Genomic DNA, 23,218 nt, shown 5'->3' with positions numbered 1-23,218 from the left:
ATGGACTTTGCACTATCAGAGCAACAACGCGATGTACAAAATCTGGCGCGCCAGTTATTCGATGACAACGTAACGCCAGAAAAGCTGGCGCGTTTTGATCAGTATAAGGCGCCCCGGTTTGACACCGAACTGTGGCAACAAACTGCTCAGGCTGGATTGCTGGGGGTGGCCGTTGACGAAGCGCACGGTGGCATGGGCTTTGGCTTTTTTGAACTGGCACTACTGGTGGAGGAAGCGGGGCGCAGTATTGCGCCGCTGCCTCTGATCGCCAATCTGGTATCGGCGGCCATGCCGCTGCAGCAATTTGGTAGCAGCGCACAAAAAGCGCAATGGTTACCGGGGGTGGTAAGCGGTGACGTCATCCTCAGTGCAGCACTGATGGAAGCGGGCAACGAAGACCCCCGCGCACCACTCCATACCCATGCCGAACAGGACGGGGATGACCTGGTAGTGAGTGGCGGTAAGTGGTGTGTGCCCTTTGCCGACCGGGCCCAACGGATACTGTTGTCAGTGCGCCTGGGTAATGGTGTTGCCGTGGTGCTGCTGGACCCCGGTGCCGCCGGGGTGACCCTGACCAAGGTAGAGGCGACCCACTACGAACCCCAATACCATATCGACCTGAACAAGGTGCGGATTTCAGCCGGGGATATCCTGGCGACGGAGAGTGAGGGTGCCAAAGTGATGGACTGGATCAGCCAGCACACCACCGCAGCCCTGTGTGCCCACCAGCTTGGAGCCAGCGATAAGGCGATGCGCATGACCGCGTCCTACACGGCTGAGCGCCAGCAGTTCGGCGTGCCGATCGCCACCTTCCAGGCAGTGGGGCATCGCGCCGCCAACTGCTTTATCGACGTGGAGTGCCTGCGCCTCAATACCTATCAAGCGATCAGCCGGCTGGATAGCGGCGTCGACGCCACTAACGAAGTGTATATCGCCAAGGTCTGGGCGGGGGATGTGGGCCACCGGGTGAGCTACGCTGCACAGCACTTGCACGGCGGTACTGGCATCGACCGGGATTACCCATTGTGGCGCTACTGCACCTGGCTGCGCTCTAACGAAATGATGATGGGCAGCTCCGCCGCCAACCTCGCCGCACTGGGCAAACGCATTGCTGCTGGCGAGGCCTTTTGCGGATAACTGATGGGGCTACGAGTGCTCGAAGACCACCGCCACTTGACGGCTGAACATGGCCGGGCGACCACTGGGGTCCCAGATGGTGGCGGTGTTATTAAAATAGCCGTCCGCCGCTGACTGGCAGCGGTAGTCGTAATACCACCAATCGTTCATATCGCTGCCGTCGAGACCGGCGGGAAACTCCAGATACCAACTCAGTGAGCTGCCTGCCTTCATGGCCTGGACCACGTTCAGGCCGGGCATGGGTGGTACATCGGCCAGGGCGATAAGGCTGGCGATCGACGTGGGCGTAGGCTCAACAAAACGCAGCCACAGGCCATAGTCGGCAGAGTCAGCTTTGGCCCCGGGTAGGGCGCCGTGTGTTAGCCTCATTTCGAAGTGCTGGGTAAAGTCGGGTGTTAGCCCTTGGATAAAGGGCAGTCGCTCGCACTCTTCGGGCTTTTTGCAATCGGGGCGAGGCGGCGCTGACTGTAAGTAAGAACTGCTGCGGCCGCTGCCAAAGGCGGCACTGACCGACGTTGCCACTTCGCCATCGCATACAAGCTCCCCCTGCAAGTGAGAGACCGAGCCGCCTTCCCGTAGGCGCCGCAGGCGAATGCTGTGCTGCCCTGGCGTCGCAGGCCCAACAAAGGAGACTGACAGCGCGCGCAAAGCACGATCCTCGGGAACGGTTTGGGCCATGGCCGCGACTACCAGCGACGCGCTCAGTCCACCAAAAGCGGTGCGGCCCTGGAGCCAGCTGTCGTCATAGCTGACGTTATAGTGATCGTCGTCGATCGCTTGAAGGGAATCGAGGATAGTGGAAAATGTCTGCACGGCGCTCTCCAGGTCAGTAGGCGGAGCTATTGTATGTATTCGCTGTAAACAATGCGAGGGGCTCGATAGGCAAGCCCCGCCAGTTCCCGACGTATTGATCTGGGAGCTGCTGGTGAGCCGCGAGTTACATTGCAAGCAAACGTAGCACTTGCTCCAGCTCGTGATGCAAAGGTGTGACAAGCAACAGCGTGCCTATTGTTAACACCGCCAGTAGAGCAAACCAGAGGGGCTTGCCAGCCCGGGGCGGGGTCGGCTTGAGGAGAAAATGCACCCGGCTTTCCACATGGTGGTTTGCAAAGGCCGATGTGATGGCTTCGGCGCGAATATGGCACAGCCTGGCGATGTTGACGATGGCGTTGGCCACCTCCAGTTTTGAATGGTGGTGTGCAGCGCTGAGGTCGCAGCTTTTTTCCAGCGTTAGCCGAAAGTGATCTCGGATATTGCTTCGGTATGGCCCTGGTATGGGCAGGGTAAATAAGCTCATCAACAGCAGTCGCAAGTTATCTTTGCGGCGGCGGTGAGCGCACTCATGGGCCAATAGAATATCGATATCTCGCTGCTCACTGGCGGCCAACAGGCCTTGACTGACGACCACAGTGGGGCGCCAAAAACCCACCGTAAAAGCACTTGCCTGGTCGATTCCAAGGGTCCAGTAATCTCGGCCGCGCCGAGCTCCGGCCTCCAACAGGTCCAATAAACGACGATTTTGCCGCAAGGCCCGATAGGTCTTGCCGGCCAAAAAAAGCACCACTGCCAAAGTGAGTATTATTGCCGCCGTGCCCAGGCCCGGAACGATGCCCAGCGGCACATGTTCTCCGCACTGAGTGCCATGGCAGTGGGAGGCTACTAGCCAAGTACTGCCCAGCGGGCTGTAAAGCAGTAGACACAGCAGCAATGCAAGCCCCAGAGGCAGCGCAAACCAGATCAGCAGCAGCTGGCTGAATTGGTCCGGGTGTAAATACTGTTCCAGGCGCCGTATCAATGGCCAGCCGAGTAGCGCCGCAATGTTGAGTAAGCACCACAGTATAAGAAATGCCGCATTGGCACTGAGAATAAGCTCAATCATCCCGCGACTCCTGTTGCTGACGGTGGCGGTCGATCAACTCTTGCAGGCGGTCCAGTGAACGGGCGTCGAGGGAGGCAGCGGCGCTGACAAAACTACTCAGAATCGTTTCGGCGGGGCCGTCGTGGAGTTTCTCAATCACACCGCCGATCAGTCGCCCCATTAGCTCGCTACGACTATAGCTGGGTGCATAGCGGTAAGCGTGGCGCTGTTTAACCCGAGTGACCAGCTGTTTTTTATGGAGCCGCTCCAGGGTGGATTGGACAGTGCTGAGACCGGCGGAAAAATGGGCCGGCAAATACCGCTGCAACTGTTTGGCGCTGCTACTCGGGTGTTGCCATAGCAACTCCAATAGCGCCAGCTCCAGCTCGCCGAGCTGAGGCAGGGTGTTGTGGCTGGAGCGGCGCTCACCACTCATTGCGGTCGCCCCGGGGCGTTGTCGTTAAAAACCGATTCCGACACGGTTTTCTGGTCCTTTAATTTGGTTTGCGTATCCGTCACTGTAATCTCTGTAAGTGCATGAAATAAAAAGTAAATATTATTTTTCTTTCAGCCGCTGTCGGCTATCCAAGCCAATAACACTAGCGAATTCCCGCCGCTTGGGGAAGATGTCGTGTGACTTTAGTGTACGCGCCCGGCACAGGGAGCGATGACTGGGTAAAAAATTACAATACGACGAGGAGTGGGGATGATAAAACGAAGTGTGGGGCTGACCTTTTTGTGGGGAGGGCTGTGGCTGTGCAGCGGTATCGTGGTAGCGCAGCCAGCGGGTGATGAGTCAGCTTCCGCAGATTTATCCGTTGATCGTCAGCCTGGGTTGCTCGACAGCGCGGTGGAAGAGGTCAACGTATTTGGCCGCCAGCACAATTTATTGGGCCAGTCGGTGTCCGCGTCAGAGGGGGTAGTGGGCGCTAAGGATATCGAGGTAAGACCACTGCAGCGCACTGGTGAGGTTCTGGAACTGGTGCCGGGCATGGTGGTAACCCAGCACAGTGGCAGCGGCAAGGCCAATCAATACTTTCTGCGTGGTACCAACCTGGATCACGGTACCGATTTCAGCACTTTCGTTGACGGTATGCCGGTCAACATGCGCAGCCATGGTCACGGGCAGGGCTATACCGACTTAAATTTTGTTATTCCAGAGTTGGTTCACTCTATCAGCTTTAAGAAGGGCCCCTATTATGCCGATGTGGGGGATTTCTCTGGGGTCGGCAACGCGTCGATCAATAGTCAGCGGCGCCTGTCACGTTCGGGTGTTGCACTGACACTGGGTGAGGACAACTACCAGCGGTTATTGGCAATGGGTGATAGCGCGCTGGCCGGCGGGAATCTGCTGTTTGCGCTAGAGAACCAGTACTACGATGGGCCCTGGACTGATATCGACGAGGATATTGAAAAGCTCAACGCTGTGCTGCGCTATACCAAGGAAATGTGGGGCGGTGAGTTGTCGATGTCGGCCATGGCTTACGACAACAGCTGGAACGCCGCCGACCAGATTCCGCAGAGGGCAGTATCTCAGGGCTTGATCGACCAGTACGGCAGTCTCGATACCGATGTGGGCGGTGAATCCAGTCGCTATAGTCTGTCTGCGCAGTGGAAGAATCAGCGCAACTCCGTCAACCTCTACGTGATCGAGTATGAGCTGGAGTTGTTCTCTAACTTCACTTACTTGCTGGATGATCCCGTTAATGGCGATGAGTTTGAACAGTACGACTCGCGCCGAATACTGGGCGGCGAGTGGCGTCACCTGTTGCCCGCAACCGGGCCGCTGCAACAGCAGTTCGGTGTGCAGTGGCGTTACGACGATATTGACGAGGTGGGCCTTTACCGCAGCGCCAATCGACAACGCCTTTCCACCGTGCGAGAAGACAGCATCAAGGAAGGCTCGGTGGGGCTGTTTTGGCAGGGCGATGTGGCGCTGACGGAGAAGCTCACCGCAACGGCGGGCTTGCGCTATGACTATTACGACTTTGATGTCGACAGTGATCGGCCCGCCAATTCTGGCTCCGAGAGCGACGGTATTGGCAGTGCAAAACTGACCGTGGCCTATCGCATTAATGCCAACCTGGAGAGCTATGTCGGTTACGGACAGAGCTTCCACTCCAATGACGCCAGGGGAACCACAATTCGCGTCGACCCGGTGGATGGCAGCGCGGTCGACAGTGTCGATCCTTTAGTGCGCAGTCACGGCGGTGAAATGGGTCTGCGCTTCTTTGCCAGTGGCGGTGTCAGCGCGTCGCTGGCCCTGTGGACACTGGATATCGATTCCGAACTGCTGTTTGTCGGCGATGCGGGCAACACCGAGGCCAGTCGGGCCTCAGAGCGGCGCGGGGTAGAAGTGACCCTGTACTATCCCATCGCTCCTAACTGGACGGCAGACCTTGAGTACGCCTACACCCGGGCGCGGTTTTCGGAAAACGCCGCGGGTGAGGGGGATTACATAGAGGGTGCGTTGCCGGAAGTAGTCAGCGCCGGTCTGTCCTACAGTGACGACGATGCCTGGTACGGCAGTGTGCGAGTACGCCATTTTGGTGAGCGCAGCCTGGACAGTTTTAACGATATGCAGTCCGATCCTACGACGCTGGTGAATGGCAAGCTGGGCTACCGCTGGCCGCACTTGGACGTGTCCTTGGAAGTCCTCAACGTACTCGACAGCGATGATCACGATATTGACTATTTCTATGCCTCGCGTCTGGCGGGTGAGCCCGCCGGGGGCGTCGAGGATATTCACTTCCATCCTCTGGAGCCGAGAACGCTTCGGGTCACGGGCAAGTGGTGGTTCTAGAACTCAATGTCGAGTTCCCAGAGTTGAGGGAAAGCAGAGGGATAAGAAAGTGACTATTGCGGCGAGCTAGTCAGGTGAGACGTCAGTTGAGGTCGGAGCCGGAACGGTAGTTTTTGCCGGGGCCGTGTGCTGTTGCCTGCGCTGCTGCAATTGGCTCGCCCTTTCTTTAGCGTGCCGCTCCCAGTCCCGCGCTTGCTGCTGAGTTAAGGCTGACCCACAGACTGTGTCTGGCAAGCAATAACTCACGGCATCAAAGGGATCCTCGAAGTGATAACAGACCTGACCGGCGGGACAGCTACCCGGTTGGCAGTCTGGTTTGCCCGCGCAAAGCTGAGGTTGAATGACATCGCCATTGGGGCAGCGGACGTTCCATCGCGATAGGCATTTGCTGGCACAGGGGTGACGGGCGGTAAAGCCACTACCCTCGATGCTGCAGGCTGTACCCACCGGTTGGCCGCAGCCTGCCAACACCATACCAGCGGCGGCGCAGACCGCGAGCTTCAGCAACCTCTGGAGTAAAACCATACGGCGGGTTTACCAGAGCTGCCATAGGCGGGAATCCAACCGGCCGCCAAGGAGCGGGGCGGGTCGATACCCTCGCAGGGGCTTTCAGATAGCAGCTCAACTTTAAACCATAAACTGCCGCCAATGCGCTGGCTATCGTGGACGACGATGGCGTGTTCGCTGTGGTCACCGGCCTTTGCATACCACGGTAGGCCGGCGCCGGGGTCCGGCCAGATATAGCCGTCCCACTCTGTATTGAGATAACTCAGCCGACGAATCGGCAGCGTGTCGTAGGGCCAGAAGGGACCGGCTTCGGCCTCTTGGACCCAGCGAAAACCCAGCCCCTGGCGGTGTACTTTCAACCACCCGTCCAGCTGTGCATAGACCTCTGCGGCCGGGGTTTCGGCGCTGATTTCACGACTGATCAGTTCATCGCTGTAATGCACGATGCGCGGATCTTCAGCGGGTATGTCTTCGCTGCTATCGGGCCGCTGAAACGTTTTAATGGACCCGCCTTGTTCCAGCGATTCCAGCGTCAGTAGACCCACCAGGGTTTCATTGAGGGGGTTGCTGGATGAGGGCTGTCTCTGGCTAATCTTGGCCAGTATGTCGGCAGCCGCTAAAGCATCCAACTGCTGAGTGACGTTCGCGGCTGGGGTATCGATAAAGCTCTGGGCAAATTCCCCCGCGATGGGGCGGGAGCCATTACAGCTGTCGATAATAGCGGTGCCGGGGTGGCGGGAATCAATCTGAGCAAAGACGACATAGCGTGCGCCGAGATGGGGTGCCAGTCCGCACTGGGCAGAGGTCGTGGCGGTCACAAAACGCGGTGTCGCTGCTGGGTTCCCTGTCAGTTCGGCAGGGGCTTTAAGGTAGCGGTTAACGGCACTGAACCGCAGTATTTGCTGACCGGGGGGCGCACTGTCTGCGGATAACTCATGGCTGGGTAATTCCGCACTGGTCAGCGTGGCGACAAAGACCATGTCGCTATTGTCAAAGTACTGCTGCAGTGTTTGCTCGCTGCAGCGACAAGCGAGAGCTGCATTGCTGACTAGCAGCATTCCCAATAGGTACGCCGCCGCGATGGCCTTGCTGTACATGTCTTCCTCCGTGACAAAAGTTTGGACCAAGCCGATGGTGTCCAACTGGCTTGCCCCTGATCTCTATCCCTCTCACGCTGAACTGCAATATCAGGCACCGGGCGATTCTGTTGATTACAGCACACTCTGCTATATTGTGCCTCGCTTTAAGCCGAGTCCAGTTGTGTTGCCCCCACTATGAAAAAGTTACCAATCCACGATGTCCTGCCGCGGCTAAAGTCTGCATTGGCAGACCACAACGAGGTCGTGGTTGAAGCCCCACCGGGTGCCGGTAAAACCACCGTGGTGCCGCTGGAGTTGATGTCGGAGCCTTGGCTGGCCGGTAAAAAAATTCTGATGTTGGAACCCCGGCGCCTGGCCGCCAGAGGCGCGGCTGAACGCATGGCCCAGCACTTGGGTGAATCGGTGGGTAAGCGGGTGGGGTATCGGGTGCGGATGGAATCCAAAGTGAGCAGCCAGACCCGCATAGAGGTAATTACCGAAGGCATTCTGACCCGCATGTTGCAGGACGACCCCAGTTTGGAGGAGGTCGGCCTGCTGATCTTTGATGAATTTCACGAGCGCAGTGTGGACGCCGATATCGGTCTGGCCCTGTGCCTGGAAGGGCGCCGCTTGTTTGCCGACCTTCGGGAAGCACCTTTAAAACTGCTGGTTATGTCGGCAACGCTGGAAGGGGATCGTTTGGCCGCCTTTCTCGATGGCGCACCGGTGGTGCGCAGTGACGGTCGGCAGTTTCCTGTGAGTGTTCACTACACCCCCTTAGCGCGGCGGGCCAATGCGCCCAGAGATGCCCTGTTAAACCATGTGTTCAACACGGTGATTAGCGCTCTGGACTCTACTGATGGCAGTGTGCTGGTGTTTCTGCCGGGCCAGTCGGAAATTCATAAACTGGCGGAACGGCTCAGGGAGCGGGTGGCTGCGGGAATTCACATTGCGCCCCTGTACGGTAGTTTGGATTTGGCGTCCCAACGGCAGGCGGTAGCGCCTGCCGCCGAGGGTGAGCGCAAGGTTGTTCTGGCCACCAACATTGCCGAGAGCAGTCTAACCATTGAGGGCGTGAGCGTGGTGGTGGATAGCGGCATGGAGCGCCGGGCTGCCTTTGACCCTCGCACCGGTATGACCCGATTGTCCACTGCACGAATTTCCAGAGCTTCCGCCGAGCAGCGTGCCGGTCGGGCCGGGCGACTGCAGCCTGGCACCTGCTATCGCCTGTGGAGCGAGGAAGAGCACGGCACCCTGGCAGCGTTTTCCGTCCCCGATATTGCGGTGGCAGATTTGGCGCCGTTGGCGCTGCAGGTGCTGGACTGGGGCAGTAATGACCCCGCCACCTTGCCTTGGCTCGATCCACCGCCCCCCGGCGCATTATCCCAGGCCCTGGATTTGTTAATTGCCTTGGGTGCGGCGGAGCCAGTGGAGGGAAAGGTATCCCTGAGTGCCCAGGGGCGGGCCATGGCCTCTCTGCCAGCTCATCCGCGCATTGCCCGCATGTTGATATGGGCGCAGCAGAATGGCCTGACGAAAGAGGCCTGCGCCCTCGCGGCACTATTGGCGGAGGATAGGCGGGGCGGCAGTCCAGTGGATATCAGTGACTATTGGCAGCAGGTGTTGACGCGGCAAGGTAGTGCCCGGCGTTTATGGGGACAGGCCAAGCAGTTTGCGCGACTGTTGGGGGACAATAACGGCGAAGGTGTCAGCGGCGGAGCTGTAGATTTGGCAACAGTGAGCCTGCTGTTGGCGGTGGCCTTTCCCGACCGCATCGCCCGCTGTAGAGAGAGCCAGTCCAAGGACAAAGCGCAGGACTACTTGCTTAGTAATGGCCGCGCTGCGCTCCTTCCGGATTCCAGCCTGGCTGGCACACCCTGGTTGGCGGTGGCGGAGCTGAGCGGGCAGGTCGGTGACGCACGGGACGTCATCCGTCTGGCCGCACCGCTGGATGAGGAGGTGTTCTCAGGGGCACTGTCTTTTTTGACCACAGATCAACTGGTGGCCGACTGGGACGATGAACGACAGCGCTTTGTGGCGGAGCGCCAGTCTCGCCTGGGTCACTTGGTACTGGCCAGCCGGAATGAGCCCACTGTCGACAGTGAACTCCGGCAGCAGGCAATACTGAGCATGATCCGCCGCCGGGGGCTATCGGTGCTACCGCAGTTGGAACAGTGCTCCCAACTGCGGGCCAGAGTGGCGCTTGTCAGAGCGCACGACTGCTCTCCAGGGGCGTGGCCAGATTGGAGCGACACCGGCCTGATGGCGACGCTGGAACAGTGGTTACTGCCTTTTTTGAACGACATCAACAGCCTCAAGGCCCTACAGCGCCTAGAGCTGAAAGACACGCTGCTGGCTCAGCTCAGCTGGGAACAGCAACAGGCGCTGGCTGCCAATGCACCAGAGCGATTGCCAGTGGCCTCGGGCAATAGCGCCAAAATAGACTACAGCAATGTGCCGCCTGTGCTGGCGGTAAAGCTCCAGGAAATGTTCGGAGTTCAGAGCACGCCCCGGGTCGCGGAAGGCAAGCAGCCCCTGCTGATCCATTTGCTGTCGCCGGCGGGGCGCCCCTTGCAGGTCACTCAGGATTTGGCGGCGTTTTGGCGCAATGGCTACGACAGCGTTAAAAAGGAAATGCGCGGGCGCTATCCCAAGCACCCCTGGCCGGATGATCCTTTAACAGCAGTGGCTACAGCCAAAACCAAACGTCACCTGAATAATTGAATGGCGCAGAAATAAAAACGGCCGCAGTAGCGGCCGTGAGAAAGCGGTAAAGCGATCGTTGTTTAGAAGCGGAAGGCCGCGCCAAACATAAAACCGTCGCTTTCAAAGTCAACATTCCCGTCGTCAGTATTGTCGTTGAAGTACCAAGCGGCCAGTTCCAGCTCCGGCATGGGGAAGAAGCTACCTTCCACGGTGAAGGAGTCTGTCTCGATGTCGCCGATTTCTGCAACGCCGGCGGTCACGCCGATGCCCAGGGCATTGTTGAAGTAGTAAGTGGCGCCCACGTCGATACCGAAGCCGTCATCGTCGTCGGTGTCGATGTAGCTCAATGACGCGTCATAGGCCAGTGATGCGCCTTGCATCAGGGCGTTAACCCCGTGCACAGCGGCGTTCAGAGTGTCGACGTCGTCGCCGCCATCTTCGCTATCGGCCTGGTAGGACACGACCACGTCGGTGGTGTCGTTGAGGTAAGTACCGATGCCGACACGCACGGAGTCTGCATCGTTGGTGCCGTCGTCAGCTTCGCTGTAGTCCGCCTCAATGATCAGGTTGGTCGCGGTAACGAAGCGGCCGCCGAAGCCAAAGGTGTCGGTATCATCGGCACCAGGCAAGTCCAGCTCGGTGCTGGTGTAGAGAAAGTCGACAAAAGATGACTTATCCAGAAATGCCGCTTCGGCCAGCGGGCCTTTGCTGGTGTCGACCTGTTGGAAGTGAAACTCACCGCCAATGCCGTAGCTATCGGTATCCACGCTGTTATTGCCGGCTTCAATTTCTCCCTGGCCAATCACGCCGGCGACTTCAAACTGGTAGTCAGCGTAGCTCATGCAGCTGGCAGTGAGTACGGCGGTAGCGAGTATCGTTTTTTTCATGTCTCCCCCTTGGAGTCGTTCCTTGAAATGTTATCAAGCGGTGCGCTTGTTACTGCGTGCCGCACAAATATGGTGCGAATGCAGAAGCAGGCTAACACAACCTGATCAATTGAGTAGAACAGAAGAGTGTGAAAATTACGTGCAAAAAAAATGATACTTGCGAGGAACTATTGTGACTGGCCGTAGTGATTAAACTGCTTTAAAACCAGCTGCATATCATCGTTTGTTAACAATGTGGGTGAGCCGTTAAGATGGCTGAGTAAAAAGCCGGCAGCCAGCTCTTCCACTACCTCTGCCAATTCCAAAGCTTGGCGGGGGGAGTCGGCAAAGGTGATTTGGCCGTGGTTTGCAATCAGGCATGCTTTACTTTGGTGCATTGCCTTGGCCACGTTTTCGGCCAGTGCCTCTGTTCCAAACAGAGCGTAGTCGGCACAGGGAATATGATCGCTGCCAGCGGCGGCGACCATGTAGTGATAGGGGGGAATACCGCGACGCTGACAGGAGAGGGCGGTGGCGTGGCGAGAGTGACAGTGCAGTACGGCGGCGGCCTGAGAGCGGTCGCGATAGATTGCCTGGTGCATTTGCCATTCACTGGAGGGCTTTATGCCTCCCTGCCAGTGCCCACGATCGTCAACCCAGACTAGGTCGTCAGGGGTGGCATCGGCAGCCACCAGACCGCTGGCACTGATCCACATACCGCCATCGCCCCGCAGGGAGGCGTTACCGCTGGCGCCGGGACTCAGTCCAGCGGCCGCCATGCCGTGCAGGGCGGCTAGCAATGAGGCTTTATCGGCGCTGTAATCAGGCGCCATCCCGAAGCGCCTGGATGCGTTTTTCTAACGGTGGGTGGGAGCTGAACAGGGCGGCGAAGTCCCGCTTGCTGCTGCTGATGCCCAGTGCCGTCATTTCGCCTGGCAAGTCGCTGGGCAGCTCCTGCTGCGCTTGTAGACGCTGTAGCGCGGCAATCATGTCTTGTCGGCCCGCCAGACGTGCGCCGGCATCGTCGGCGCGGAATTCCCGCCAGCGGGAGAACCACATGACTATCATGGAGGCCAAGATGCCCAGCACCATTTCTGCGATGAAGGTCGTGATATAGAAACCGATGCCGTGGCCTCGCTCGGTTTTGAATACGGCGCGGTCAACGGTGTGGCCAATAATGCGGGCAAAGAACATGACAAAGGTATTCACGACGCCCTGTATGAGGGTCAGAGTAATCATATCGCCGTTGGCAACGTGACCGATCTCGTGGCCCAGTACCGCCCGCACTTCATTGGGTTTCATTTGCCGCAGCAAACCCTCAGAGACCGCGACCAGCGCGGCATTTTTGTTCCAGCCGGTGGCAAAGGCGTTGGGTTGGGGGGAGGGAAAGATCCCGACTTCGGGCATGCCGATACCGGCTTGCTGCGACAGCTCGGCCACCGTTTCCATCAGCCAGCGTTCTTGGCTATTGCGGGGTTGCTCGATGACTTGAGTACGGGTGGATCGCTTGGCCATCCATTTGGAGATAAGCAGCGAGACTATGGCGCCGCTCATGCCAAATACCCCGCAGAATATCAGCAAGGCGCCGAGGTTAAGGTCGACGCCGTTGTTGGCCATATAGGTTTCCACACCCAGCAGGCTGAGTGTGACACTGGCAACGGCAATAATGGCCAGGTTGGTGGCAAGGAACAACACAATACGCATCATGGCGGCGCAAATCCTCTAGTGACGAAGCCGTAAAATACTATATGGAAATGGGGTATCCCAGAGGGTTTTTAAAGCTCTGCAGGATGACAAATGGATTACAAATTTTCAGATTTGTTCCCACCGGCGCTTGCCGCTTGCGTTTCTTCTTCAGCGCTGTTGTCCACCGTGCCCTCTCCCCCAGCCCGTTCACTGGGTGTGAACATGGCCGGAGCGTGTTCCACTTTGGGGTGGTTGTTCTCATCCACCTCGCACTCCAGTGGCGCGGCACGCAGTGCCACGTCTTTGCTGCTCAGCTCGAACACCGTGTTGACGGCTTCATCCCGGTGAACCGTCCGGTAGAGAATGCGCTTGTCGCGGCCGTCCACCCACTCTGATTGCTTGCTGAGATAGTGTCCGTACTGGTTTTGAATAACGAAAATTGTACCCATGGAATACTTGTATCTAGTGTTGCGTTTGGTTTGAGTCCGATGTGAGAGAGAGCCCTAACTGTAGCGCTTAAGCAAACAGGCTTTGGCGTCATTGAGTTGGCTGGCCAGGTAATCATTGCCACCCCGGTCGGGGTGAAGTTTCTGAATCAGCTGGCGGTGGGCGCGAATGATGTCGTCCTCACTGGCGCCGGGTTCCAGGCCCAGAACTTTCAGGGCTTCGGCTTCGGTCATATTTCCCCGGTGACTCGGCTCGGCCCCGGATTGCTGTTCGCCGGTGTTATTTTGAGAGGACTGACTGATCTTGTTGTAAACATGGTTAAGCAAAAACTGCCGGACAAAGGGCAGGGCGCCGCCGACTAAACCGGCAATCCAGTGTACTCGCCCAGTCACCGACATAAGCACCAGCCCGGCAGCCGCCAAGCCAACTAGCAGGGTGATGTAGTAAGAGCGCCGATCTTTACTCGGTTTGTTCTGCACGTATTTAACGAAACGGTACAGTAAATACAGTACCGCCGCGGCAATAATCAGTCTGAAGATCATTTATCGGTCCGTAGTTCGATGACAGGTGCCGTTTGCCGAGTAGCGCAAATTGGCGAGACTCGTCGGGCACAACGCCGGCACTATGCTACAGTAAATGGCGCCTTGCTGGTGCATTTTCAATTGCTAACGGATTTTACATGCCCTTCGCCGCCCGCGCTGCACAGCGCTACGTACTTTTTCAATCTCTCTACGATGTCAGCCAATCTAAAGACCACGATTGGGATCAGGTGGTGGCCCTACTCAGCCGTGGGGAGCAAACCGCCCAGCGTGCCAAGCTCGACTCGCTGGCACAGCAATTTGCCGATGGCCAGCAGGTAGTGCTGGATGAGCTGCGAGAAGGGGGGCTGTTCAGGGAGTGGGAGTTGCAGTTTATGCGCTTGGGACTGGCTGTGGGCAACCTGGGGCGTGTCTATTTGCGTTTGGCGGAGCACTACCGCTTGCAGGTGGAATGCAGTCGACGATTGCGACGGGGCCTTTGGCTGTCAGCGACTGTCGGGTTGGTACTGGCGGCACTACTGCCAGTGTTATCCCGGGGCGCCACCGGGTCTGCTGACGAGCTCGGGGTAGCGGCTATTGGCTTTGGACTGGCGCCACTGCTGGCCGTTGCTGTGCTGTTACCCTTAATCAGGCAGCGGCGCAGCCTTCGCCACTGGTTCAGCTCGGGGTTGTTTGGCTTGCCAGGCGTGGGCGCAGCGCTGCGTCAATACCAAAACTACCATTACATCAACCATCTGGCGGACTGCGTCGCGGCGGGGTTTTCGCTAAAACAGGCGCTGACCCAAGCGGCGCGGCGAATGCCGGATAGTCCAGTGAAGGTGCGCTATTTCAAGGTGTCGAAAGCGGTAGAGGGTGGTAAGCCACTGTCAGCGGCGCTGATGGCAGAGGGGGTGCTGGAGGGCGTCAGGTTTGAGGCAATGCCAACTGGGGTCAGCGCCAGTGAGGTTCCCGCTCAACTGGGGCTGGCCATGCACGACAATTGTGAGAGTAATCTGAGATTTTGGACCCGGGCTGTGCCGGGCGCCTTACTACTGGGTTATGTTGCTTATCTTGTATTGATTAATGCATGGTTTCTCTGGCGCTGAGCTGTTTGAGCTCTTCCAAATAGTGGCGACGGCCCGATAGCTCGCGTTCGATAGCGAAGCGCTCGGCGTTGTCTTGCCACTCGGCATTTTTCAGCAGCTCCCAAAGCTTGCGGCTGCAGAGGTTTTTTACGTTGATTTCCTGATTTTGACTGTCCATTCTTGTTAACTCCTTCGGCACGTAACACTGTGCCGTAAACTGTTCTTTTCTTTGTTGGGCCCGATCGATTATTGGTGGGCCAGGTTTCAGCCTTGTGACACCAAGCAATGGGAAATATGAATTTTTCTTTTCCCGCGTCTCAAGGTAGACTGCGCGGCTTTTGCGCCCATCGACATTCTCTGTCTCGTCAATTGGCTCTACAGGGGCAAAGACCACTATGCAGCAGACTGTACTTCGTCCCGACCGCTGGCAGCGGATTCGAGAATTCGCCAAAGACAAGGCAACACCCTTTGTGGTGATTGACCTGGACACCATCCGCCAGCGCTATCGCGATATGGCGGATGCCTTTCCCTATGCCGGAATTTACTACGCGGTGAAGGCCAACCCGGATGCGGCCATTATCCGTTGCCTCGACGAGCTGGGCGCAAGCTTTGACATCGCTTCTGTCTATGAGTTGCGCAAGTTATTGTCTTTGGGCATCAGTCCGGCGCGGATGAGTTACGGCAACACCATTAAAAAATCCGCCGATATCGAGTTCGCGCATCAACAGGGCATTACCTTGTTTGCCAGTGACTGCGAGTCCGATATTCGTAATCTAGCAAAATATGCGCCAGGGAGTCAGGTTTATATCCGGGTGCTCACCGAGGGCTCGGAAACCGCCGACTGGCCCTTATCCCGCAAGTTTGGTTGCCAGGCGGATATGGCGATAGAGCTGATCCTGTTGGCTCAGGAGCTGGGCTTGGAGCCTCACGGTATTTCCTTTCACGTTGGCTCCCAGCAGCGGGATATTGCCACTTGGGATGCGGCCATCGCCAAGGTGCGGTTTATTTTTGATCGGTTGGCGGAATCTGGAATCTCCCTTGAGATGATCAATATGGGGGGCGGTATGCCCGCCAACTACGCGCCGCGACAGCACGATCTGGCGGCCTATGGCACGGCCATTCGGCGCTTTCTCGACGAGGACTTTGGCGACGCGGTGCCCCAGGTGCTGATTGAGCCAGGGCGCTCCTTGGTGGGCGAGGCCGGCGTATTGGTCAGTGAGGTGGTGCAGGTATCGCGGAAATCCCAGGATGCCCTGGATCGTTGGGTTTATCTGGACGTAGGCCTGTTTGGCGGCATGATCGAGACCCTTGGGGAGGCAATCAAGTACCCCTTGGCCTGGGACCGGGAAGGCGAGGGCGTGGAAGACGTGATCATCGCCGGTCCGACCTGCGACAGCCTCGACATTATGTACCAGGACCATCGTTATGCTCTGCCCGATACGCTGCAAGAGGGCGACAGACTCTACTGGTTGTCTACCGGGGCCTATACCACCAGCTACAGTTCCATTGAGTTTAACGGCTTTCCGCCGTTGCAGTCTTATGTGATTGGCGAGGAAGGCGATCTGTAGAACGGCGAAATCGCAGCTCTCACTGTCAAAGTTCATACAAAAAAAGACCGGCCTTTTGAGCCGGTCTTTTTGTTTTCTCACCTGTCTTTGGGCGATCTAGAACGTGGCGCGAATACGCCAGTAGAAGTCGGCTTCCAGATCATCGAGACGGTCATCGTCGGCGACATCGTCGTAGACGGGGCGCGCTGCGACGATTTCCGTGTACAGGAAGGACTTGTAATTCACTTTCAGGCGCAACCCTGCGTCACCAATGGTTTGCTCGTCGCCTTGGGGGGAGCCCGCATTGTTGTACCAGGCGCCGCCATACTCGACAAACACGGAAGGCACCACAATAAAGTCGTTCCAGGTGTAGCGAGACTCCAAGCGGGTGTCGGCAAAGTAACCTTCATCCCCCACCAAAATGCCTGGCAGGTAGGCGCTCAGCGTATCCATGCCGCCCAGAATAAACTGTTGCTGCTGGGGGACCTGCTCGTCGGCAAATTGCGCCTTGGCAGTGGATACCCAAGCGAGGTTGTCTGCGACTTTCAGCTGATAGTTTGCCTCTGGGCGCAGAGCAATAAACTCCGCGGTGCGGGCCTGAGCTACCACCTCTGGGACCGGTTCACCCGGGAATTGCGCTTGGTAGGCCGCGCGGAAGGCCGGGTAATCATCGAGAGTGCCGCCATCGCCAAAACCGGCGCGGAGTTTCAAGCTCGCCGAGAACTGGGACGGTGCGGAGTCCTGATCCTGATAGCTAGTGCGAGAATACTTGGCGCCAAGCTCCGCGACCTGATACTCCTCTTCGAGCAGTTTGTCCGACGCACCTTGTACCTCAATGGTTGAATCGACTAACTCTAAGCGTTGGTTCAAGGTGATGCGTTGCCAAGGAGTACTGAACAATACCTGCTCCCCGCGGAGAGCGAACTGGGTGATTTCGGCATCCAGGCCGAGAGATTCAGGGTTACCGGTGCCGCCGCACAGACCCAGCAGGCCACATACGTCGCCCAATAAGGGCAAATCGCCCAGCAGATCGGTGAGACCGGCGCCACTCGTTGAGTTTTGGGAGTTAACCTTCAGTTTGCGCTCATACTCGATATAGCCAAGGTCTACACCATAGAGGCCCGTGGTAAAGGGCTTGTCCACTGACAGGCTGTACTGGTTCAGCTCCTCGCCATCCCGTGATTCACCCAGATCGGTAAATGCGGTCTGGTAGGCGGCGGCCACTTTGGTGCCGTCTTTAAAACTGTGGTTGACGCCAGCCAGGCCAAAGTAGCGGCCCAGGAAGCGGCTGCCTTTGTTGTTGGCTTCCACCACAAACTCGGTCAGCTTGGCATCGGCTTTGTCGCTGCGATTAAACACCATCGCCACGTTGTTATTGGCGCCTTCTTCATAGCTGATGCTGTATTCGTAGCCGGCTCGGGTGGCCTGGAGGTCGGCCAGCACCCGCTCGCGGTCGAACTCGGAGATGGTCAGATCGTTATCGCCTTCAAGGTCGCGAAAGTGAGCGGCTGCCTGGGGGTCGCCCTTCACTTCGGTCAAGGTGAGCTGGTCGACAAACACCAGAATAGCGTCGATGGAGCGGATGTAGTGGACCTTCATCAGCAGGTTGCCGCTCTCATAGTAACGGCGGGTCAGCGAGATAATCGCGTCTGAGGGGGTGGCGGCGCCGGAGACAATAGTGCGCACGTCCTCTTCACTGAGGTGGCGGTTGCCAAAAATTTTCAGCGGCGTGTCGGCCACACTTTCGATAATGGGCTGCCCGCTATTGCTCTGCAGCGCCTCAACTTGAGCTTGATCGGCCAGTACGGGGGGTAGTACTGGTGGCAAATCAATCGCCATTGTTTTCTCCCTACATTAATAAATATTGTGCTGCGCCCGGTTTTTCGGGCGCCAGTTTAACCTTATTGTTCGATGACTTTTAGCTCGACGCGGCGGTTTTCTGCCCGGCCAGCGTCGGTGTCGTTGTCAGCCAACGGCATTGATTCGCCGTAGCCTTTTGCCTGCAAGCGCTCTGCAGCAATGCCTTTTTCGCTGAGGTAACGTTTAACGGATTCGGAGCGTTGCTGAGACAGGGACTGATTGTAAGTCTCTTCGCCCTTCGCGTCGGTGTGACCGGCAATCTCAAAACGAGCCACCGTCGATTGCTGAATCATCAAGCTCACTTGGTCCAGTATACGCTCGGCATTGGGGGTTAGTGTCGCGCTATCGAACTCAAAGAACACGCCTTCCAGTCGCAGCGGCTGGATTGTACCCAGGTGGCATCCATTGGGCAGCACGGCTTTGCCAACCGGGGTATCGGCGCAGCTATCCTGGCTGTTGCAGACGCCATCACCGTCGCTGTCTTCGCAGCGGCCTTCAGCGGCAAGGTTGGGGTCTAGGAGGGCGATCAGCGCCGGGTTGTCGCTGCCGTTGTTAAAGGCCAATTGCAGGCCGCCATTGCCTCCGCCCAGTACGTCGTTGACCAGACCGCTGCCATCGGCTGCATTGTCGTCGTTAGTGGTCAGGGCATCTTCCAAGCTGCCGCCGGTGACATCACTGATCAGCCCATCTACGGGGTCGGTCACAGGCTCCACCGCATTGGTGATGGGACCTACCACGGGCTCTGCTGCGGCGAGGACCTGCTCAACACCGGCATCTGCCGCGTCAGTGAGCGGTGCAGCGCCGTCATCTACGGAGTCGATAAGGGGGGCGACCGCTTCACCCAGCGGGTCGGTCAAGCCACCCAGGGGCGAGGTTTCGCCCGCTTCGGTGCCACTGCCGGCGACCTGATCAGCGCCCAGCAGGTCGTTGACGATGCCGTCGCCATCGGCGGTGTTATCATCATCGTTGCTAAGGGCATCTTCCAGGCTGCCACCAGTGACGTCGGCAAGGATGCCGTCTACCGGGTCGGTGACTGGTTCTGCGGCCTCTAATACGGGGTTCAGTACGGGATCCAGGCCACTGATCAGGGTTTCGCCAATTTCGTCATCGATAGCGTCGGTGACGGGGTCAAGCGTTTCGTCTACAGCATCAATGAGCGGGGCAATACTGTCGCCCAGTTGCGCAGTAATAGGCTCAAGTGCTGAGCTTTCCCCTTCTTCGGTACCGCTGGCCAGGTTTTCTTCGTCACCACCACCCAGCAGGTCATTAACCAGGCCGTTGCCGTCATCGACGTTGTCGTCGTTGTTGGTCAGCGCGTCTTCCAGGCTGCCGCCAGTGAGGTCTTCAACGATACCGTCTACTGGATCAGTAACACCCTCGAGCGCAGCCAGTGCTGGATCAAGAACGGGTTCAACACCGTCCAGGATCGGCTCTACCAGTTCGTCGTCTACCACGTCAGTGAGTGGGTCGAGGCCGGTATCGACGGCGTCAACCAATTCTTCCAGGGCCTCACCCAGTGGCTCGGTGATCAGGGGCAGGGGTGACATCTCGCCATCTTCAGTGCCGCTATCGGCTACCTGGTCGCCACCCAGCAAGTCGTTGACGATGCCGTCACCATCTTTGGTGTTGTCGTCGTCGTTTGTAAGAGCGTCTTCCAGACTGCCGCCGGTGACATCCTCAACAATACCGTCGATGGGGTCAGTCACCGGAGACAGCTCATTAAGCACAGGGAAGAGTACGGGCTCAAGGCCGCCGAGCAGGGTTTCACCCACTTGATCGTCGATGGCGTCCGTAATGGGGTCGAGCTCGGTGTCGAGCCAGTCCACCAGCGGTGCCAAGCCTTCGCCCAGGGGCTTGGTGATGGGCTCAAGTGCGGAGGTTTCGCCGGACTCCAGGCCACTGTCGTTGTTTGCGGTCTCGCCGCCCAACAGGTCATTGACGAGGCCGTTACCATCTTTGGTGTTGTCATCGATGTTGGTCAGTGAGTCTTCCAGACTGCCGCCGGTCAGGTCGGCAACCAGGCCATCTACAGGGTTGGTCAGGGGTTCAATCGCTTCTAGCACTGGGTCAGTGAGAGGAGCGACTGCGTCGAGTATGGGTTCAACCAGCTGGTCATCGACTACATCCGTAAGTGGGTCGAGGCCCAAGTCGATGGCGTCTACAAGGGGTTTTAGTGATTCGCCCAATGGACCGGTAATGGGAGCCAGCGGGGAGATTTCGATGCCGTCTTCACCGCCGCGAGATTCGGCCGCGGTGTCACCGAGGATGTCGTTAACAATGCCGTCGCCGTCTTTAGTGTTGTCATCGCTGTTGGTCAGTGCGTCGGAGACCTCGCCACCGGTGACTTCATGAACAATACCATCAACCGGGTCAGTGATGGGTTCAATGGCGGTTGTCAGCGGCTCGGTGATAGGGGACAGCGCGTCGAGCAAAGGGACACCGAGTTGATCATCGACGGCGTCGGTAACTACGTTTAGGTTCTCATCCAGCATATCTACCAGAGGCGATAGAGATTGGCCGAGAGGGTCGGTGATGGGAGAGAGTATGGAGGGGTTTTTGGCGTTCGACTCGGGCAGTACGAAAAGCGTGATACCCAGGAGTTTGAGCGATGAAGCAGCGTTAGCGGTAATCGGCGCCAGGGCCAGCTGTGAAGCCACTGCCGTGGCCATTAGCGTGCGGGCAAACGTGGGGTGTCGCATTTTCATAAGGCATATCCGTGTCTAACTAACATAGAGAAGATCCGTACTCCCTAATCTTTGTGAGTTCCTGGTGCTTTCTAAGCAGGATCAAGCTGATAGGGGAAAATACGTATTGTAAAGCAGTTGTATCAAAATTCTCGAAATGCTTATGTGACAAATGCCACTGATTGAAAGTGATTAGGGCGAAATGTGATGGAGGTCACAGATTTGGCACCCCCAGGACGGGGCGCCGTGTGCGAGCTTAATTGATGGAATTCAGGATGTAGCGAGGCAGGGCAAAGGCGCCGGCATGTACTTCCGGCGTGTAATATCGAGTGTCGATATCGCTTTGGCCAAAGCGACGCTGCAAAACTTCCAGGGAACTTGCTCTCGGACCGCTATCGTTGCAGGCCCAAGCAAAGGTCATAATACCGCCGACATAGGTGGGGACCGCTGCGGTGAAAAAACTACAATCCTCGAACAAAGGGCTTAGCCGCCGGTAGGTCGTGCTGACCTCGTCGGGCTGCATAAACGCCACACCATTTTGCGCGGCAAAAATACCGCCGGGTTTGAGGCAGCGTTTAACGCCTTGGTAAAAAGGCGAGGTGAACAGGACTTCACCGGGGCCGATAGGGTCGGTGCTGTCGGAGAGGATTACGTCGAACTGACGATCGCTGTTGGTGACGTAGTCGATGCCATCGCCGATAACGATTTCGGCACGTTTGTCGTCAAAGGCACCTGCCGAGTGATTGGGCAGGTACTGGCGGCACATGTCGATGACGGCCTGGTCGATTTCAACCTGCACGGCCTTTTTTACCTGAGGGTGCTTGAGTACCTCCCGCAGCAATCCGCCGTCACCGCCGCCGATGATCAATACATCTTTGGGGTCACCGTGACTAAACAGTGGGACGTGCGCCAGCATCTCGTGATAGATGAATTCATCCCGCTCGGTGGTCTGGATTATGCCGTCGAGCGCCATAACCCTGCCAAAGGTGGTGGATTCAAAAATCACCAGGTGCTGGTGGTCGGTTTTGTTCTCAAACAGGACTTCCTTGATCTGGAAGCCCTGGTGATACCCGTCGTGAAGGGTTTCATCAAACCACATCGACATCGTCCATTCTTCCGCGCAGGTTTTCGCCCACTTCTATTCGAGATGGGGAGAAGGCTTTTTGCAGAATGCCCACGGCCAGTTCCGGCTTGGCGTCGCCACACATAAACACGTCGAAAGCGGCGTAATCCCGCTCCGGCCAGGTGTGAACGCTGATATGAGACTCAGCCAGCACGGCTACACCGGAGACACCGCCATTGGGGGTGAAGTGGTGCATGTGGATATGGAGCAGGGTAGCGCCGCACTCTCGAACGCAGTCGAGGAAGGCCTTTTCCATGCGGGGGATATCATCGAGGTGGGATGCACCCCAAAGGTCGATAATCAGATGTGTGCCAGCGTAGGCCACGCCATCGCGGACAATAAGGTGATCGTGATTTTCGTCCGATGAGCTAATCGGATTGACGTTAGCTGCACAAGCCTCCGAAGAGGGCAGTAGATCCAAGCTTTTCATTTAGCATAAATCCTCCGCAAGGGTGAAAGGAGCGGCGATTTAAACGGTTTTGATCCTAAATAGCAACCTATTTTTTTGTCTATTAAGGTAGGGAATTTTACAGAGTTTTCATTGTGTTAATGACGCTTGTGCGGCGCTGCTTTGGTGGGGCGTTGGACCTGTGGTAACTGGCCACTAAAGTGGTAAAAAAGGCATACTCTGTTGCAAGAGACTGTGTGCCCTTGAGGAGTCAATATGAATATCCTGGATCGTTATCGCAAGCCACTGGTTATTCCATCTGCCGATCAGGCTCTGCCTGGGCGAGATCAGGCCATGCAGGTGCCAGATCGACACACTGTGCTGGGCACACCACTGGTGGGTCCGTTTCCGGAGGGGACCGAGACGATCATTCTGGGGATGGGGTGTTTTTGGGGGGCAGAGCGGAAGTTTTGGCAACTGCCTGGTGTTTATACCACCGCCGTCGGATACAGCGCTGGACACACACCAAACCCCATTTACGAGGAAGTCTGCTCGGGAATGACTGGCCACAATGAGGTGGTCTTGGTGGTCTATGACCCCGCCGTCATCAGTCTTTCACAGATACTGACAAGCTTCTGGGAGAGTCACGATCCCACTCAGGGCATGCGCCAGGGCAACGATGTGGGTACCCAATACCGGTCGGGCATCTACTACACCAGTGATGCCCAGCGGGAGGTTGCCGAAAGCTCTGCCGCCCGCTATCAAGAAGCGCTCGCTGAAAATGGATTGGGGGGGCTGACCACCGAGATTTGCCCGGCCGGGCCGTTTTACTACGCCGAGGCGTATCACCAGCAATACCTGGACAAGAATCCCGGTGGCTACTGTGGCCTGGGTGGCACTGGGGTGAGCTGCCCCAGTTAAACC

Annotated in this window: 20 protein-coding genes; 6 read left to right on the top strand and 14 right to left on the bottom strand. The window is 57.5% G+C overall.

Going from position 1 to position 23,218, the window contains the following annotated elements; all coding sequences use genetic code 11:
* Positions 1-1,137, top strand: a complete 1,137-nt coding sequence (locus tag I6N98_RS11425) for an acyl-CoA dehydrogenase family protein (protein WP_198568492.1) — start codon at positions 1-3, stop codon at positions 1,135-1,137.
* 9 nt (positions 1,138-1,146) lie between these two features.
* Here the strand turns inward: I6N98_RS11425 and I6N98_RS11420 are convergent, their stop codons facing one another.
* From I6N98_RS11420 to I6N98_RS11410, 3 genes are all read right to left on the bottom strand, one after another.
* Entirely contained in the window at positions 1,147-1,950 is an 804-nt protein-coding gene (locus tag I6N98_RS11420; RefSeq protein ID WP_198568491.1) for an acyl-CoA thioesterase, read from the bottom strand.
* A 124-nt stretch (positions 1,951-2,074) separates the two neighbouring features.
* Positions 2,075-3,016, bottom strand: coding sequence for a M56 family metallopeptidase (locus tag I6N98_RS11415; RefSeq protein WP_198568490.1), 942 nt, complete (start codon positions 3,014-3,016; stop codon positions 2,075-2,077).
* Positions 3,009-3,431, bottom strand: coding sequence for a BlaI/MecI/CopY family transcriptional regulator (locus I6N98_RS11410; protein WP_198568489.1), 423 nt, complete (start codon positions 3,429-3,431; stop codon positions 3,009-3,011). The genes I6N98_RS11415 and I6N98_RS11410 overlap by 8 nt, the downstream gene beginning before the upstream one ends.
* 270 nt (positions 3,432-3,701) lie before the next feature.
* On the opposite strand from I6N98_RS11410, the gene I6N98_RS11405 reads away from it, so the two are divergent.
* A complete protein-coding gene (locus I6N98_RS11405) occupies positions 3,702-5,798 on the top strand; it encodes a TonB-dependent receptor (RefSeq protein WP_198568488.1) in 2,097 nt (698 codons plus the stop codon).
* Positions 5,799-6,298: 500 nt separating this feature from the next.
* Here the strand turns inward: I6N98_RS11405 and I6N98_RS11400 are convergent, their stop codons facing one another.
* Positions 6,299-7,402 (bottom strand): hypothetical protein, encoded by a 1,104-nt coding sequence (locus I6N98_RS11400; RefSeq protein WP_198568487.1) that lies wholly within the window; start codon positions 7,400-7,402, stop codon positions 6,299-6,301.
* A gap of 177 nt (positions 7,403-7,579) precedes the next feature.
* Between I6N98_RS11400 and hrpB the strand changes: the two genes are divergently transcribed.
* Positions 7,580-10,108 (top strand): ATP-dependent helicase HrpB, encoded by a 2,529-nt coding sequence (gene hrpB, locus I6N98_RS11395; protein ID WP_198568486.1) that lies wholly within the window; start codon positions 7,580-7,582, stop codon positions 10,106-10,108.
* A 62-nt stretch (positions 10,109-10,170) separates the two neighbouring features.
* Here the strand turns inward: hrpB and I6N98_RS11390 are convergent, their stop codons facing one another.
* From I6N98_RS11390 to I6N98_RS11370, 5 genes are all read right to left on the bottom strand, one after another.
* Positions 10,171-10,977 carry a putative porin gene (locus I6N98_RS11390; RefSeq protein ID WP_198568485.1) on the bottom strand — a complete coding sequence of 269 codons (807 nt, stop codon included), beginning with the start codon at positions 10,975-10,977 and terminating at the stop codon, positions 10,171-10,173.
* Between the two features lie 167 nt (positions 10,978-11,144).
* Positions 11,145-11,789 (bottom strand): class II aldolase/adducin family protein, encoded by a 645-nt coding sequence (locus I6N98_RS11385; RefSeq protein WP_198568484.1) that lies wholly within the window; start codon positions 11,787-11,789, stop codon positions 11,145-11,147.
* Positions 11,779-12,660, bottom strand: coding sequence for a protease HtpX (gene htpX / locus I6N98_RS11380; RefSeq protein ID WP_232787619.1), 882 nt, complete (start codon positions 12,658-12,660; stop codon positions 11,779-11,781). The genes I6N98_RS11385 and htpX overlap by 11 nt, the downstream gene beginning before the upstream one ends.
* 98 nt (positions 12,661-12,758) lie before the next feature.
* Entirely contained in the window at positions 12,759-13,091 is a 333-nt protein-coding gene (locus tag I6N98_RS11375; protein ID WP_198568482.1) for a hypothetical protein, read from the bottom strand.
* Between the two features lie 54 nt (positions 13,092-13,145).
* Positions 13,146-13,631 (bottom strand): DnaJ domain-containing protein, encoded by a 486-nt coding sequence (locus I6N98_RS11370; protein WP_198568481.1) that lies wholly within the window; start codon positions 13,629-13,631, stop codon positions 13,146-13,148.
* A gap of 137 nt (positions 13,632-13,768) precedes the next feature.
* Here I6N98_RS11370 and I6N98_RS11365 point away from each other — a divergent pair, with 137 nt between their 5' ends.
* The gene (locus I6N98_RS11365) at positions 13,769-14,713 is read left to right on the top strand and encodes a type II secretion system F family protein (RefSeq protein WP_198568480.1); all 945 of its coding nucleotides are present in this window, start codon (positions 13,769-13,771) and stop codon (positions 14,711-14,713) included.
* On the opposite strand, the gene I6N98_RS11360 is transcribed toward I6N98_RS11365, so the two are convergent.
* On the bottom strand, positions 14,688-14,870 hold the full coding sequence (locus I6N98_RS11360; protein WP_198568479.1) for a hypothetical protein: 183 nt from the start codon (positions 14,868-14,870) through the stop codon (positions 14,688-14,690). The two genes, I6N98_RS11365 and I6N98_RS11360, sit on opposite strands and share 26 nt — an antisense overlap.
* A gap of 217 nt (positions 14,871-15,087) precedes the next feature.
* Between I6N98_RS11360 and I6N98_RS11355 the strand changes: the two genes are divergently transcribed.
* The gene (locus I6N98_RS11355; RefSeq protein WP_198568478.1) at positions 15,088-16,260 is read left to right on the top strand and encodes a type III PLP-dependent enzyme; all 1,173 of its coding nucleotides are present in this window, start codon (positions 15,088-15,090) and stop codon (positions 16,258-16,260) included.
* A gap of 96 nt (positions 16,261-16,356) precedes the next feature.
* Here I6N98_RS11355 and I6N98_RS11350 read toward each other — a convergent pair whose 3' ends face one another.
* The 4 genes from I6N98_RS11350 to speD form a co-directional block, all read right to left on the bottom strand.
* Positions 16,357-18,078 carry a ShlB/FhaC/HecB family hemolysin secretion/activation protein gene (locus I6N98_RS11350; RefSeq protein WP_198568477.1) on the bottom strand — a complete coding sequence of 574 codons (1,722 nt, stop codon included), beginning with the start codon at positions 18,076-18,078 and terminating at the stop codon, positions 16,357-16,359.
* A gap of 62 nt (positions 18,079-18,140) precedes the next feature.
* The gene (locus tag I6N98_RS11345; RefSeq protein WP_198568476.1) at positions 18,141-20,804 is read right to left on the bottom strand and encodes an OmpA family protein; all 2,664 of its coding nucleotides are present in this window, start codon (positions 20,802-20,804) and stop codon (positions 18,141-18,143) included.
* A gap of 235 nt (positions 20,805-21,039) precedes the next feature.
* Complete coding sequence (gene speE, locus I6N98_RS11340) at positions 21,040-21,888, bottom strand: polyamine aminopropyltransferase (protein ID WP_198568475.1); 849 nt, start codon at positions 21,886-21,888, stop codon at positions 21,040-21,042.
* The gene (speD, locus tag I6N98_RS11335) at positions 21,872-22,336 is read right to left on the bottom strand and encodes an adenosylmethionine decarboxylase (protein ID WP_198568474.1); all 465 of its coding nucleotides are present in this window, start codon (positions 22,334-22,336) and stop codon (positions 21,872-21,874) included. The genes speE and speD overlap by 17 nt, the downstream gene beginning before the upstream one ends.
* A 234-nt stretch (positions 22,337-22,570) precedes the next feature.
* On the opposite strand from speD, the gene msrA reads away from it, so the two are divergent.
* Positions 22,571-23,215 carry a peptide-methionine (S)-S-oxide reductase MsrA gene (gene msrA / locus I6N98_RS11330; RefSeq protein ID WP_198568473.1) on the top strand — a complete coding sequence of 215 codons (645 nt, stop codon included), beginning with the start codon at positions 22,571-22,573 and terminating at the stop codon, positions 23,213-23,215.
* The last annotated feature ends 3 nt before the right edge of the window (positions 23,216-23,218 follow it).

This window comes from Spongiibacter nanhainus, from assembly GCF_016132545.1.
Taxonomy (GTDB): Bacteria; Pseudomonadota; Gammaproteobacteria; order Pseudomonadales; family Spongiibacteraceae; genus Spongiibacter; species Spongiibacter nanhainus.
The sequence above is the reverse complement of the archived record's forward strand: the minus strand, read 5'-3'. Positions and strand labels throughout refer to the sequence as shown.